Source organism: Rothia sp. 88186D007BW (assembly GCF_053544215.1).
In genome coordinates this window covers 84,184-98,053 of record NZ_JBPPTR010000006.1, presented here as the reverse complement: position 1 = coordinate 98,053, position 13,870 = coordinate 84,184, and the positions used below count along the sequence as shown (strand labels likewise).

At 56.5% G+C, this 13,870-nt stretch carries 11 protein-coding genes; 10 read left to right on the top strand and 1 reads right to left on the bottom strand.

All coding sequences use genetic code 11. From position 1 onward, the window contains the following. Positions 1 to 23 precede the first annotated feature (23 nt). A complete protein-coding gene (locus ACEE09_RS04830; RefSeq protein ID WP_449082577.1) occupies positions 24 to 491 on the bottom strand; it encodes a tRNA (cytidine(34)-2'-O)-methyltransferase in 468 nt (155 codons plus the stop codon). Positions 492 to 636: 145 nt separating this feature from the next. Between ACEE09_RS04830 and ACEE09_RS04825 the strand changes: the two genes are divergently transcribed. The 10 genes from ACEE09_RS04825 to secA all read left to right on the top strand — a co-directional run bounded on the left by ACEE09_RS04825 (position 637) and on the right by secA (position 13,748). Next, positions 637 to 1,869 carry a cysteine desulfurase family protein gene (locus ACEE09_RS04825; protein ID WP_449082575.1) on the top strand — a complete coding sequence of 411 codons (1,233 nt, stop codon included), beginning with the start codon at positions 637 to 639 and terminating at the stop codon, positions 1,867 to 1,869. Positions 1,870 to 2,130: 261 nt separating this feature from the next. Beyond that, complete coding sequence (gene mnmA / locus ACEE09_RS04820; protein ID WP_449082574.1) at positions 2,131 to 3,327, top strand: tRNA 2-thiouridine(34) synthase MnmA; 1,197 nt, start codon at positions 2,131 to 2,133, stop codon at positions 3,325 to 3,327. Between the two features lie 94 nt (positions 3,328 to 3,421). Beyond that, positions 3,422 to 3,802, top strand: coding sequence for a chorismate mutase (locus ACEE09_RS04815; protein ID WP_449082572.1), 381 nt, complete (start codon positions 3,422 to 3,424; stop codon positions 3,800 to 3,802). A 62-nt stretch (positions 3,803 to 3,864) separates the two neighbouring features. Beyond that, a complete protein-coding gene (locus ACEE09_RS04810; protein ID WP_449082570.1) occupies positions 3,865 to 4,971 on the top strand; it encodes a hypothetical protein in 1,107 nt (368 codons plus the stop codon). A gap of 69 nt (positions 4,972 to 5,040) precedes the next feature. Next, a complete protein-coding gene (gene mtrA / locus ACEE09_RS04805; RefSeq protein ID WP_449082568.1) occupies positions 5,041 to 5,724 on the top strand; it encodes an MtrAB system response regulator MtrA in 684 nt (227 codons plus the stop codon). 3 nt (positions 5,725 to 5,727) lie between these two features. Next, positions 5,728 to 7,446 (top strand): MtrAB system histidine kinase MtrB, encoded by a 1,719-nt coding sequence (mtrB, locus tag ACEE09_RS04800; RefSeq protein WP_449082566.1) that lies wholly within the window; start codon positions 5,728 to 5,730, stop codon positions 7,444 to 7,446. After that, positions 7,436 to 9,130: an LpqB family beta-propeller domain-containing protein gene (locus ACEE09_RS04795; RefSeq protein WP_449082564.1), complete on the top strand. Its 1,695-nt coding sequence runs from the start codon at positions 7,436 to 7,438 to the stop codon at positions 9,128 to 9,130. The genes mtrB and ACEE09_RS04795 overlap by 11 nt, the downstream gene beginning before the upstream one ends. Positions 9,131 to 9,211: 81 nt before the next feature. Next, positions 9,212 to 10,027: a ComF family protein gene (locus ACEE09_RS04790; protein ID WP_449082562.1), complete on the top strand. Its 816-nt coding sequence runs from the start codon at positions 9,212 to 9,214 to the stop codon at positions 10,025 to 10,027. 174 nt (positions 10,028 to 10,201) lie between these two features. Continuing rightward, positions 10,202 to 10,846 carry a ribosome hibernation-promoting factor, HPF/YfiA family gene (gene hpf, locus ACEE09_RS04785; RefSeq protein WP_449082561.1) on the top strand — a complete coding sequence of 215 codons (645 nt, stop codon included), beginning with the start codon at positions 10,202 to 10,204 and terminating at the stop codon, positions 10,844 to 10,846. Between the two features lie 250 nt (positions 10,847 to 11,096). Next, complete coding sequence (secA, locus tag ACEE09_RS04780) at positions 11,097 to 13,748, top strand: preprotein translocase subunit SecA (RefSeq protein WP_449082559.1); 2,652 nt, start codon at positions 11,097 to 11,099, stop codon at positions 13,746 to 13,748. Positions 13,749 to 13,870 lie beyond the last annotated feature (122 nt).

The following is a 13,870-nucleotide window of genomic DNA, read 5'->3' as shown; positions in this document are numbered from 1 at the left end:
GAACCTACAGTCAGCCATCGGGTCTAGAGCACCCCACCAGCAAAACCGTGCTGACGCCAAGCCTCAAAAACCGCAATAGAGGCGCTATTAGCCAGGTTGAGAGAACGCCGACCAGGCACCATAGGAATCTTCACCTGCTGAGTAACATGCGGGTCGTTCTGCACATCCTGAGGCAAACCCACCGACTCAGGGCCGAACATGAGCACGTCCCCTTCTTGATACTCAATATCTGCAAAATTAGTGCTGGCTGTAGTCGTGAAAGCAAACACACGGGCCGGGGCTAAAGCCGCCCAGGCATCCTCTAGAGTCTCATGCACGGTCATTACCGCCAGGTCATGGTAGTCAAGACCAGCTCGGCGCAGGTGAGCATCTTCAAAGGTGAAGCCTAAGGGCTTAACCAGGTGCAGCTCAGCGCCAGTAATAGCAGCTAACCGAATAGCATTACCGGTGTTGCCAGGAATTTCAGGGGTATAAAAAAGAATCTTGAACACCCCAACAGTTTACGCGCCCACCGTGAAATAAAAGCACGGTGGGAGCTGTTGAGAGGGTGAAGCAGTCCATAGCTCGCCCCGAAGGCGGGGAGTATGATGGAAGGCTGAATTGTTTTGACCGCCCGCCACGGAAAGGCCAGCGCCCATGCCCCGGGTCTACCTGGACCACGCCGCCACCACCCCCATGCTCCCACAGGCCATAGAAGCCATGGTTGAGCAGATGAAAACCGGCGGCAACCCCTCATCCCTGCACTCAGCGGGCCGTGCCGCTCGCTCCACCGTCGAATACGCCCGTGAGCGCATCGCCCAGGTCGCTGGTTGTGACGCCGCCGAAATCATCTTTACCTCCGGCGGCACCGAGGCCGATAACCTGGCCATCAAAGGGCTCTACTGGAAACGCCGGGAGGCTAACCCCACCGCAACCCGCATCATTGTCTCAGGAATTGAGCACCATGCGGTGGGCGATGCTGCGGAGTGGCTAGAAGCCCATGAGGGGGCCCAGATTACCTGGCTAGCTCCGGACGCCACCGGGCGAGTAAGCGCTCAAGCCGTCAGAGAGGCGGTAGGGCAGAACCCCGACACTGTAGCCCTCATTACCGTCATGTGGGCTAATAATGAGGTAGGTACCGTCCAACCCATTGCCGATATCGCCGCAGTAGCCCACGAGCACGGTATCCCCTTCCACACGGACGCGGTCCAGGCCTTCGGCACCCTGCCGGTTAACTTCAAAGAATCCGGTGCCACCACCATGGCAATCTCTGCCCACAAGATCGGTGGGCCCATGGGGGTTGGGGCCCTTATTGCCACCCGTAGCTCCCAGCTCATGCCGGTACTTCACGGCGGCGGGCAAGAACGCTCGGTGCGCTCCGGCACCATTGATGCCGCCTCCATCGCCGGCTTTGGGGCGGCAGCAGCCCATGCCGGGCAGAACCTCTTGGCTGAAGCCTCTCGCCAAGCCGCACTGCGGGATCAGCTCATCGACGGCGTCCTAGCTGCCGTACCCCAGGCACAACTACGCGGCGCTATCCCCGAGATACCCCAAGAGCGGGCTGCTGGAACCTACCAGCGGCTACCGGGCAACGCCCACTTCACCTTCCCCGGCTGTGAAGGCGACTCCCTGCTCTTCCTCCTGGATATGGCCGGGGTCGAGTCCTCTACTGGATCAGCCTGCAACGCCGGGGTACCCCGCCCCTCCCACGTCCTACTGGCGATGGGGCTCAGTGAGGACCAAGCCCGCGGCGCCCAGCGTTTCACCCTGGGGCACACCAGCACCGAAGAAGACATCACTGCCCTGCTCCAGGCCCTACCCGGCGCCTGGGCCCAAGCTAAGAAGGCAGGCATGGCCGGGCATGAGCCGGACGCAACCCGCTGGAAATAAACGTAGCCGGGGAAAGGCGGAATAGGACGCAGCAACCCGACCGCTGGCTCTAGAGGCTTGGTGAGAGCGGGCAGGTAGCTGACCGCAACCCGCTGGAAATAAACGTAGCCGGGGAAAGGCGGAATAGGACGCAGCAACCCGACCGCTGGCGCGGGGCTGGCGTGAATCGCGACGAGCCTCAGGCGAGGAGCGAGAGGGGCGCGGTCGGGGCTGCGTCCTACAAGCCTGAAATATAACTTTTATCAATGTGAGGACAACCCAATGAAAATTCTTGCTGCTATGAGCGGTGGTGTAGATTCCGCTGTTGCCGCCGCCCGCGCTGTTGAAGCTGGCCATGAGGTGGTCGGTGTGCACCTGGCGCTCTCCCGCATGCCCGGCACCTTGCGTACCGGCTCTCGCGGTTGCTGCACCATCGAAGATTCCATGGACGCCCGCCGAGTCTGCGACCAGCTAGGTATTCCCTTCTATGTGTGGGATTTTTCTGAGCGTTTCAAGGAAGATGTCGTCGATGATTTCATCTCTGAGTATGAGCATGGGCGCACCCCTAACCCCTGCATGCGCTGTAATGAGAAAATCAAGTTTGCTGCTTTGCTAGAGAAGGCTGTTGCCCTGGGTTTCGATGCGGTGGTGACCGGCCACTACGCCAAGGTTATTACTGATGAGGACGGTAACCGGGAGCTGCACCGGGCGGCCACCTGGGCTAAGGATCAGTCCTATGTGCTGGGTGTGCTCACCCATGAGCAGCTCAAGCACGCCTGGTTTCCCTTGGCTGATACTCCTTCTAAGGATCAGGTGCGCGCTGAGGCTGCTGAGCGCGGTTTCTCGGTGGCTAAGAAGCCTGACTCCTATGACATTTGCTTTATTCCTGAGGGTGATACCCGCGAGTGGCTAGAAGAGCATATTGAGATGGCCGAAGGCGATATTAAAGATACGGACGGGCGTGTGCTGGGTACCCACCGTGGCTCTCAGGCTTTTACTGTGGGCCAGCGTAAGGGCCTGGCGATTGGTCACCCGGCACCTGATGGGAAGCCTCGCTTTGTGTTAGAAATTCGCCCTAAGACCAATGAGGTGATTGTGGGCGGTAAAGATCTGTTAGAGATTGACGAGATCCGTGGGATTCGTGAAACCTGGGCTGGCTTACCAGTAGAAGAGGCTACTACCTTTATAGCCCAGGAGCCTGTGGCAGGTGCCCGTTCGGCGTCCTTTGAGGTGGCTGCCCAGGTGCGCGCCCACGCTGACCCGGTTCCCTCCACCGCTTACCTGGAGTGGGTGGCAGATGATGAGGCGGCTGAGTCTGGTGCCTTGCGTCTAGAAACTGTGGTGCGTCTTCACGAGAAACTAAGGGGTGTTGCCCCTGGCCAGACCATGGTGCTCTATCAGGGCACCCGTGTACTGGGCCAATCCACTATTGCCCGCGCCTACAGTCTGGACCGGGCAGATATTTCAGCTACCGCATAGGGGCGCGGCCTTGGTGCGCTGATGCGATTCCACTCACTGAGAATCAGGGTACTTGAGGCTAGTACCGGCCCCGGAAGGTTTTTAGACTAAAGATATGAGCACTACCCAACCAGACCATAACATGCAGGCCCACGCTACTTTTGATGCCCGTGCCACCTCCATGGCCGGGGTCGATCCCGCTGTCATGGAAGAACTGTTCACTATGCGCCAGGTGATTGACAATATGGATGCAGCCCTGGTGCATATCCTGGCTGAGCGTTTCCGTGCAACCCAGCGGGTGGGCCACCTCAAGGCCGAGTATTCCCTACCGGCAGGGGACCCTGGTCGTGAAGAGGCGCAGATTAAGCGTTTGCGCTCGCTGGCTGAGGCTGCTCATCTTGACCCGGAGTTTGCCGAGAAGTTTTTGAATTTTATTATTTCTGAGGTGATTCGGCACCACGAGAAGATTGCTGCTGAGGCTGAGCAGAAGGCTTAGCTCCCTGGCTTTTCCTTTGCTCTTATGGGTGGCCACCGGCCGGTGGCAGAAAGAGGTGATGTATGCCTGCATCTAGGCGCGCTCGTGCTGCCCTGTATCTGCCTACTGACGCAGAGATGCTAGCTGCCCGTAAAGATATGGAGACTCCTCTGACCTTTGAGGAGCATTTGACAGTTCGGGCTACCGGTATCGGCCCCTGGGCTGGGCATCATGTGGTTGATGCGGTGAGTCGTATTCGTGGTGAGCTGGGGGAACCTCATGTGAGTTACCTGCCTGAGCTGGCTGATAGGGGCTACCGGGCAACGCTGCTGGCTCGTTCTCTTGCGGCTTTGGAGGGGCTAAGTGCGGACGGCACCGCTGCGGGCTGGCGGCTGACGGCTGGTTATGCTGCTGAGGGGGATGCTGCTAGGTCCTTATTGGAATCGGATATCAATACCCTGGCCGATGTGGTAGGCAAAGAAAGCGGGCTGGCACCTGGCAGTATTAAGGTGCGCCTGCTGGGCCCTTTGAGCCTGGCCGCTAGTGCCTACCTCACGAATGGGGAGCGGGTACTTTCAGACTATGGTGCCCGGCGTGATCTGGCTGAGAGCCAGCGGGCAGGTTTTCATTCTTTGGTGAGGCTCTTAGAGCAGGCAGTTCCTGGCGCGCAGGTGCTGGTGCAGATTGATGAGCCGCTCCTTGGCGAGGTGGCAGCTGGGCAACTACCTACCTCTAGCGGGTACCGTACCTTGCGGGCTGTGCCACGCCATGAACTGGTTGCTCTGCTAGGTGCTGTGCACAGCGAATTGGAAGGCCTGGGGGTAAAGGTTGTAACCCGCGCCGATTACCTGAGGCTGCACCCGGAAGTGGGGGCAACCTTGGCTACCCCGATGCTGTCGATGGCAGGTCAGCCTACCTCCGCCTGGGAGGCTTTGGCACCCCGCCTGGAAGCTAAGGGTGGGCTTTACCTAGAGACTGCTGACCCTCTTCAGCGTGTTCCTGCCGGGGAGCTTGCCCACAGCCTGTGGCGTACCTGGTCTGATCTTGGGCTGGGGAAGACCTTGCTCAACCAGCTAGTTCTTGCAGAAACCGGTAACCTTGCAGTAACTGATCCGCAGCGAGCTACAAGCGTGCTGGGGCACCTGACAGAAACAGCCCGTGCCTTATCTGAAATCGCTCAAGAAGCCTAAATCAGCCAAGGGAGCTAAGCCCGGTAGACTAGGGTAAAGCCCACCTCGAACCTCACCAGGAGACCAACTGTGAAAGAAACCATTCTTGTCGTTGATGACGATGATGCCCTGTCAGAGATGGTGGGCATTGTGCTGGCACAAGAGGGCTACGAGACGGTCTTCTGTGAGGCTGGCGACCGGGCTTTTGAGTCTTTTACCACCTACCACCCCGACCTTATTCTGCTGGATTTTATGCTGCCAGGTATGGACGGTATCGAGGTTTGCACCCAGATTCGCAGAGAGTCTGACGTACCTATCATCATGCTAACTGCCAAGGGGGACACCGAAGATGTGGTCAAGGGCCTAGAAGCTGGCGCTGATGATTACATGACCAAGCCCTTTAAGCCTGCGGAGCTGCTGGCCCGCGTCCGCGCCCGTTTGCGCCCGCGCGAAGACCGCCACAATGAGCCCTTGCGTATTGGTAGCCTCACGATTGACCTGGCCGGGCATACGGTCAGCCGTGAAGGCCACACTATTCAGCTCACCCCTCTAGAGTTTGAGCTTTTAGCTAATCTGGCCCGCCAGCCTGGCCAGGTGATGACCCGCGAGGCCCTGCTAGGAAGCGTCTGGGGTTATGAGAAGACGGTGGATTCGCGTCTTGTGAACGTGCATATTCAGCGTCTGCGCGCCAAGATTGAGCGTGACCCTGAGAACCCTGAAATTGTGCTGACTGTGCGCGGGGTGGGTTATAAGGCCGCGGCAGGCCACCGCTAACCCGTGACTGGTTCTTCATCTCGCGTATCCGCCCAGACTAGCACCAGCTCAGGGGCCTCCTACACCTATGGGCCTCTAGCTAATGCCCGTAGGCTCTGGCGCCAGTCCTTGCAGTTCCGTGCCGTGGCAGCCGCTGCTGGCCTGCTCCTGGTGGCTTTCATCTTTGTGGGGTCTTTTATTTCCCACCAGATTGCTAGCTCTCTTTTCCGCGGCAACCTTGAACAGGCCCTTGAGGAGTCCTCGGCTGGTTTTAGTAACGTACAGACCTTGATTAACGGTTCTGATGCGACTGGCCGCACTGAGATTCAACGTGATGTGTCACGTTTTCTTACTGTGCTTGAGAGTAGTAGTGCCGATAGCAACCGTCACTGGGTGCTGCTGAAAGGCGTGAACGCCACCACCGATGGTTTTATTGCAGAGCAGGCCCAGAGCACTGAGTTCTCTGCTAGTGATGTTCCTGAGGACTTGGCTCAGAGTGTGAGTGAGGGGAACGGTATCTACTGGCAGTCCTCGAGCATGATCTCAGCGGACGGACGCCGCGCCCCGGCCCTGGTGGTGGGCACCAGTATCTCGATACCGCAGAACCCTGACTATTCTCTCTACCTGATTTATGATTTATCGACCTCACAGGCCACTGTGCAGTACGTCAATTTGGTGGTCTGGGTAGGGTTCGGTGTGCTTCTGGTGGTGGTTTTGACTATTGTGTGGGTGACAGCTCGCCTGGTGATCCGCCCGATTAGGTCTACTGCTATCACCGCTGAGAAGCTAGCTGCAGGTGATCTTGACCAGCGTGTTTTGGTGCGTGGGCAGAATGAAACGGCGCGTCTGGGCCTGTCCTTTAACCGGATGGCTGATTCCTTACAAGATCAGATTTCTCGTCTTGAGAAGCTCTCGACTATGCAGCAGCGCTTTGTCTCTGATGTGTCGCATGAGTTGCGCACCCCGCTCACTACGGTGCGTATGGCTGCCGATATGTTGCATGATCATCGTGAGAACATGGAGCCCCTCTATAAACGATCAACTGAGCTGCTCTATAACCAGGTAGACCGCTTCGATTCCCTTCTAGCTGATCTACTGGAAATTTCTCGTTTTGATGCTGGCTCCCAGACTCTCGATACGGTGTCAGTAGATTTTATGGCTGTGCTTGATGAAGTGCTTAAAGCGGTAGAGCCCCACCTGATTCGTACGAACACACGCTTGACTGTGCACACGGATCAGAGCGAGATTATGGTCGATATGGACCACCGCCGTATTGAGCGAGTGCTCCGTAACCTCATCTTCAACGCTGTAGAACACTCTGAGGGCCAGCCCATTGATATTTACGTCGATGCTACTGAAAGTACCTTGGGTGTGGCGGTGCGTGATCACGGTATCGGTTTGAGCCCTGAAGAAACTGAGCAAGTTTTCAACCGTTTCTGGCGTGCAGATACTTCCCGGAAACGTACTTTGGGGGGCACCGGTCTGGGGCTTTCTATTGCTGCTGAGGACGTCCGCCTGCACCAGGGCACCCTCGAAGCCTGGGGCATCAAGGGGGAAGGTGCTTGCTTCCGCATGACTATCCCGATTGATCAGGATGTGCCTATGGGCCCTTCCCCTGTCTTGCTGAGCGGCGAGCCCTTAGCTGCGCCGTCCGCACCTGTGGATTCTGCCCCTGCAACTGGTGCTACCGCGACTGCCAACGCCATTATCTCAACCTCATCGGAGCCCACCGTTGAACCCTAATCTTTCCCGCCGGTCAGCTCTTAGCCTCACTGTGAGTTCTTTGCTGACCTTCACCGCCTGCGCCACTATCCCTACGAACGGGGAGGTGAACCACTATGCTGACCCTCAAGCTAGAGGGAAGGCCTCTACTAGCGGCAGCTCACCTGAAGGCCCTGCCCCTGGTGCCCGCCCTACCGAAATCATTGCGGGCTTCTTGCACGCGGGCGTTGGTGTAGCTGATGACTACAGTGTTGCCAGACTCTACTTAACGGAAGATCTTGCCCAGTCCTGGCGGCCAGATGGGCGCACCCTGGTCTACGATTCGGCTTTCACTACAGCCTCTATCACTGACTCGACCTACCAGGTGGCCGTACCTGCGAGCACCTTGGTCGATAACAGGGGGCTAGCTACCTCGTACACTACGGTAGCTGATACCGACATAGAATTTACTCTACGCCAGGTTGATGGTGAATGGCGTATCTCATCAGCCCCCGATGGGACGGTGCTGAACAGGGCTGAGTTCACTGAGGTTTTCAGCCCCTTCACCCTCTATTTTTATGACCCCACCTACACCTATGCGGTGCCTGATATTCGCTGGTTTGCTGAGCGAAGCACAGTAGCTACATCTTTGGTGAGGGTACTTTTGGAGGGGCCTGCGCCTTATCTGGTGGGTGCTGTTGCTAGCGCAGTTCCAGCTGATACCAGGCTGACGCGCAACTCGGTACCTATTGATGGTGGGGTGGCTGATGTTAGGCTCTCAGGGGGCAATGCTCTTTCTACAGCTAGTGCTCTTGAGGTTGAGCGTCTGCGTACTCAGCTCACCCAGACTCTCACCGCTCTTGCTTCAGTGACTACGGTGCAGCTGACCATTGATGATCAGATTGTGGGGGCTTCTACCCTGGAGAATTATCGGGAGCCTGCTGTTAATTCTGAGGTTGCCCGCAATATTGTGGGTATTGAAGAAAACCGTCTGATTACTCGTGCAACTCTTGATGATGCGGCGAGCCAGCAGACTATTGTGGAGACTTCAGCCCCGGCTCTTATTACCTTGCCTGCTATGAATTACACCCGTAACTACTATGCCTTCACCAATACGGGGCAGGATGAGATTTGGTTGGCCAGTTCTAATGGGGCACGGTCTGTTTACCGGGGCACCCATGTGTTGGCGCCGTGTTTTGACCACCAGAATTGGTTGTGGGTGGGGGAGCAGGACGGTTCGGTGCGGGTTATTGCTGCGGGGCAGGAAGACCGCACCCCCCATACTATTGCTAGCTGGCTCAGTGGGGAGCTCTTGCACAGTATTTCTATTGCCCGAGATGGTACTCGTGCTGTGCTTGTGACCTCCTCTGCTCATGGGAATAGTTATGGGGCTTGGGTGTGCGCTATTCGTAGGGCTGCAGATGGTACCCCTGAGCAGCTTCTTGCCCCGGTGCGGTTAGGTGCAGAGATGAGCCCTCGGGGGGCGGAGTGGGTCAGTGATGTTGAGGTCTTCCTATGGAATGGGGAGACCGCTCAGACGGAGCTGGTATCTTTGACGGGTGAAAATACTCAGTACGATTCTTTGCAGGGTGTTACTCGGATTGTGACTGGTAGGGGCCTTGACCAGGTGGTGGCGATGACCGGTGATGGGGGGCTCTATACGGTGGCTGGGCTGAGTTGGACTCGTAGTGAAAGTAGTTTGAGCCAGATTAACTATTCTGGCTAGTTAACTATTTTGGCTAGATTGGTCCGGATCAGTTATCCCTGCTTCTTGTGCTGACCTGGCTGATGAGTAGATGCTGTGGGTATGAGATTTACCCGCCCCTTTGTTCCGCCTTTACCCGATATGCGAACCAGTTGGAGACAGGCCACAGAGCTTTTCTTCCCGCGAGTGTGTGCTAGCTGCCAGGTTTTTGGCCCTACTATGCTGGCTTCTTATGCTCTTTGCCCGGTGTGTGACCGGCTGGTTCGCCTAGCTACCCTTAATGTGCATTCTGCTGTCTTGCCGGGCACTCAGTTGCCGGTGGTTTCTTCTGGGCGTTACGAGCATGAACTGGGGCGGTGTGTTTTGGCTTATAAGGACGCCGGGCGCACCGACCTTAGCCCCTATCTGGCTGCTGCTGTGGCGCGGGCTGTGCGCTCTCTTGTCGATTCTTGTCAGGGGGCCTTGGGGCAGGGTGGGCCACTTTATCTGGTTCCTTTGCCCTCTAGTAGGGCTTCTGTTCGTAGGCGTGGTTATGCTCCTGCCCCCTTATTGTGCCGTTCTGCTGTGCCCTTGCTGGGTTCTTTAATGGATGTGAGGGTGGTGGATGCGCTTGCCCAGGTTCCTGCCTGGGTGAGGCTGGTGCGGGGGCGAGAGGGAGCTAGGGCTCAGAAAACCTTGGGGGTTGAGGAGCGCCATCGGCAGATGCGGGGGAAGCTTACTCTTGGTAGGCCTGCCTTGCACTGGGTGGGGCGTCATTATTCTTTAGAGGGTGTTACCTGTGTGCTGGTTGATGATGTGTTAACTACTGGTGCTTCTTTGCGGGAGGGGTATCGGGTGCTGAGTGAGCGGGGTGCTATGGTCTTGGGTGGGGCGACTATTGCTTATGTTCCCAAGCGGCAGCCATATATCATAGGGTGACCTATCGCAGCAAAATTGAGGTTTTTCCTGCGCAAAGAACTGTAAAAGATGTAAGAAAAAATGACTTGGGCCACAAGAGGGCGTAGACTTGTAGACAAGGAATCCACAAGATAGATTCCCCGATGTTCGGCAGTCACAAGGCCGGGCATTCACCCCCTGAGAATGGAGGGAATTGTGGAACTCAACATCACCGGACGCAACGTCAAAGTAAGCGAACGTCTACAGGAGCATGTCGAAAGTAAAATCACCAAGTTTGAAGCCTTGGGTGAAAATGTAACTGACATCGAAGTTAAATTCACCAAGGAAGGCCAGAGTGGCCCCGCATCTATCCGGGTGGAAATCACTGTTATTGGCCGTGGCCCTGTGCTCCGCGCAGAAGCAACAGGCCAAGACAAGTTCGCAGTATTCGACGAAACCTACGGCAAGCTTCTAGAACGCCTGCGCCGCGCCCGTGATCGTCGCAAGACCCGTCGCTCAGGCGGCAAGCGCCCCGTTTCAGTCTCTGAGGCCACTGGCGCAATCCCCGTCATCACCGACCAGGTTGCCCTCACCGAGATTCAGGCTGATGACCTGCCCGTTGAAGAAGCAGCTTTCGCTGGGGACTACGACCTGCACGAAGAAGCAGATTCACCCATCGAAATTCGTCAGAAGACCTTCCCTGCCGATCACATGACTCCCGAAGAGGCTGTTGATCGCATGGAGCTGGTTGGCCACGATTTCTTCCTCTACGTTGATAAGGCCACCGGGGCACCGGCAGCGGTCTACCGCCGCAAGGGTTGGTCCTACGGTGTCATCACCCTTGAGGAAGACGCCAGCTAGAACTAGCGCTAAAACTAACTAGTTTTATTGCAGGGCCCTCTGCCTTCTTTTACCCTTAGTTACTTTGACCAGGGTAAGAGCAAGGTAGGGGGCCCTGCTCTGCCTTAACCTTCTTTGAGAGAATAAAAGGTGGGTCTATCAAGCCCACAGGTGAACCTCTCCCTCCTTCGGGGGGTCTAAACTAGAATAGTGTGAGCATGGTGGGCTGATCCTGCCCGCCCCTATCCAACCAATCAAGGAGCAAACTTCAGTGGCATCTCTCTTGGAAAAGCTACTCCGCAGTGGAGACCAAAAAGTCCTCAAACAGCTGCGAGCTTATACCGATGCGGTGAACTCACTCGAAGACAGCTTTGTCGCGATGAGCGACGCCGAGCTACGCGCTGAGACAGAAGCCTTCCGCAAACGTATTAAGGACGGCGAGTCACTAGATCTGCTGCTCCCTGAAGCTTTCGCGGTGGTCCGTGAAGCCTCACAGCGAACCCTGGGCAAGCGTCATTATGACGTGCAGCTCATGGGTGGTGCCGCCTTGCACCTGGGCAATATTGCCGAAATGAAAACCGGTGAAGGTAAAACCCTGGTCGCTACAGCCCCGGCCTACCTGAACGCTCTTTCTGGCAAGGGTGTGCACGTGGTGACTGTCAACGACTACCTGGCCGAGTACCAGGCTAACCTCATGGGGCGCGTCTTCCGTTTCCTGGGGCTAGAGTCAGGCGTCATTTTGGCGAACCAGACCCCCGAAGTGCGCCGCAAACAGTACCAAGCGGATATCACTTACGGCACGAATAACGAGTTCGGTTTTGATTACCTGCGCGATAACATGGCCTGGACTAAAGAAGACCAGGTGCAGCGCGGGCATAACTTCGCCATCGTCGATGAGGTTGACTCGATTCTGATTGATGAGGCCCGCACCCCGCTCATCATTTCTGGCCCTGCTATGGGTGAAGCTAACCGCTGGTACGGTGAGTTCGCCCGCCTTGCCCGCACCCTGGTTGCCGGTGAAGACTACGAGGTCGATGAGAAGAAGCGCACCGTGGGCGTGCTAGAAGCTGGCATCGACAAGGTGGAAGACCACCTGGGTATCGATAACCTCTACGAACCTCAGAACACCCCCCTGATTGGCTTCCTCAACAATGCCATTAAGGCTAAAGAGCTCTTCAAGGGCAATAAAGACTATGTGGTCATGAACGGTGAAGTCATGATCGTTGATGAGCACACCGGCCGTATTCTGGCTGGCCGCCGCTACAATGACGGTATTCACCAGGCCATTGAGGCTAAGGAAGAAGTTGAGGTTAAGCCTGAGAACCAGACCATGGCTACCGTCACCTTGCAGAACTACTTCCGCATGTACGACAAGCTCTCGGGCATGACCGGTACCGCAGAAACTGAGGCAGCCGAATTTATGAACACCTATGAGCTAGGTGTTGTGCCCATTCCTACCAATAAGGAAAAGCAGCGTAAAGACCGGCCCGATAAGGTCTACAAGAACGAAATCGCTAAGTTCAACGCGGTCGTCAAAGACATCCAAGAACGCTACACTACCGGTCAGCCGGTGCTGGTGGGTACCACCAGCGTGGAGAAATCTGAGTACCTTTCTAAGCTGCTGTCTAAGGCAGGGGTACGCCACGAGGTTTTGAACGCTAAGAACAATGCCCGTGAAGCTGCCATTGTGGCCCAGGCTGGCCGCAAGGGGGCCGTGACTGTGGCAACCAACATGGCAGGCCGTGGTACCGACATTATGCTCGGCGGTAACCCTGAGTTTGAGGCCGTTGAGACCATGAAGACTCTGGGCCTTGACCCCAACAAGAAGCCTGAAGAGTATGAGGCTAAGTGGCCTGAGGTGCTTGAGGCTGCGGAGAAGGCTTCTGCTGCTGAACACGATGAGGTCACAGCCCTGGGCGGCCTCTATGTGCTGGGCACTGAGCGTCACGAGTCACGCCGTATCGATAACCAGCTGCGCGGACGTTCTGGCCGCCAGGGGGATCCCGGCGAATCCCGCTTCTACCTGTCTCTCTCTGACGATTTGATGCGTCTCTTTAACGGGCAGGCCGCGGCCCGCCTCATGGCAGGTGCCCCTGACGATACTGCCCTGGAAGCAAAGCTTGTTTCCCGTATCATCGCTAATGCCCAGGGCCAGGTTGAGGCCCGTAACGCTGAGCAACGTAAGAACGTGCTCAAATATGATGATGTGCTCAACCGCCAGCGCGAGGCCATGTATAAGGACCGTGCTCAGATTCTTGCCGGTGATGACCTTAAAGAGCAGATTGCTAAGTTCCGTACCGAGGTGATTACTTCAGCTATTGATGCTCAGGTGGGCGAGGGGCACGCGGAGGACTGGGACTTTGACAAGCTCTGGGAGAACCTGCGCACTATCTTCCCTGTCTCCATTACTCCTGAGGATTTGGCTGAAGAAGCGGGCGATAAGACCAAGATTACCCGTGAGCAGATTCGTAAAGAGGTGCTGGATGACGCTGAGATGCAGTACCGGGAGCGTGAAGAGTACGTTGGTGAGGACGCCATGCGCGAGGTTGAACGTCGCGTTGTCCTGTCTGTTATCGGTAAGCGTTGGCCTGAGCACCTCTACGAGATGGATTATCTCAAGGAAGGTATCGGTCTGCGCGCTATGGCCCAGCGTGATCCTCTGGTGGAGTACCAGCGTGAAGGCTATGCCCTCTATCAGAGCATGATGGGTGCTATCCGTGAAGAGACTGTTGTCATGCTTTATAGTGTTGATTTGTCTAAGCAGCGTACTCAGCAGTCTAAGGTTGAGCTGAAAATTCCTGCTCAGCCTAAGTTCTTGCAGTACTCTGCTCCTTCTGAGTCCGGTAAGGCTGAGGTGCACACTGAGGCTGTCAATGACCGGAGCAATGAGCAGATTTCTATTCTGAACCAGCGTAAGAAGTAGCGCTATAAAAAAGTAGCGCTATAGAAAAGTAGCGCAGCACAGCAGCAAGGCCCCCAACCCTGAAAGAAGGGTTGGGGGCCTTTACTGTAGGCGGGGGTTACGGGCCTTTTCTTCCTAGCGCC

What these genes read in the sequence shown, in the direction of transcription:
- mnmA (WP_449082574.1), top strand. Translation starts at nt 2,131, where the DNA reads ATGAAAATTCTTGCTGCTATGAGCGGTGGTGTAGATTCCGCTGTTGCC.
- ACEE09_RS04815 (WP_449082572.1), top strand. Translation starts at nt 3,422, where the DNA reads ATGAGCACTACCCAACCAGACCATAACATGCAGGCCCACGCTACTTTT.
- ACEE09_RS04810 (WP_449082570.1), top strand. Translation starts at nt 3,865, where the DNA reads ATGCCTGCATCTAGGCGCGCTCGTGCTGCCCTGTATCTGCCTACTGAC.
- ACEE09_RS04825 (WP_449082575.1), top strand. Translation starts at nt 637, where the DNA reads ATGCCCCGGGTCTACCTGGACCACGCCGCCACCACCCCCATGCTCCCA.
- ACEE09_RS04790 (WP_449082562.1), top strand. Translation starts at nt 9,212, where the DNA reads ATGAGATTTACCCGCCCCTTTGTTCCGCCTTTACCCGATATGCGAACC.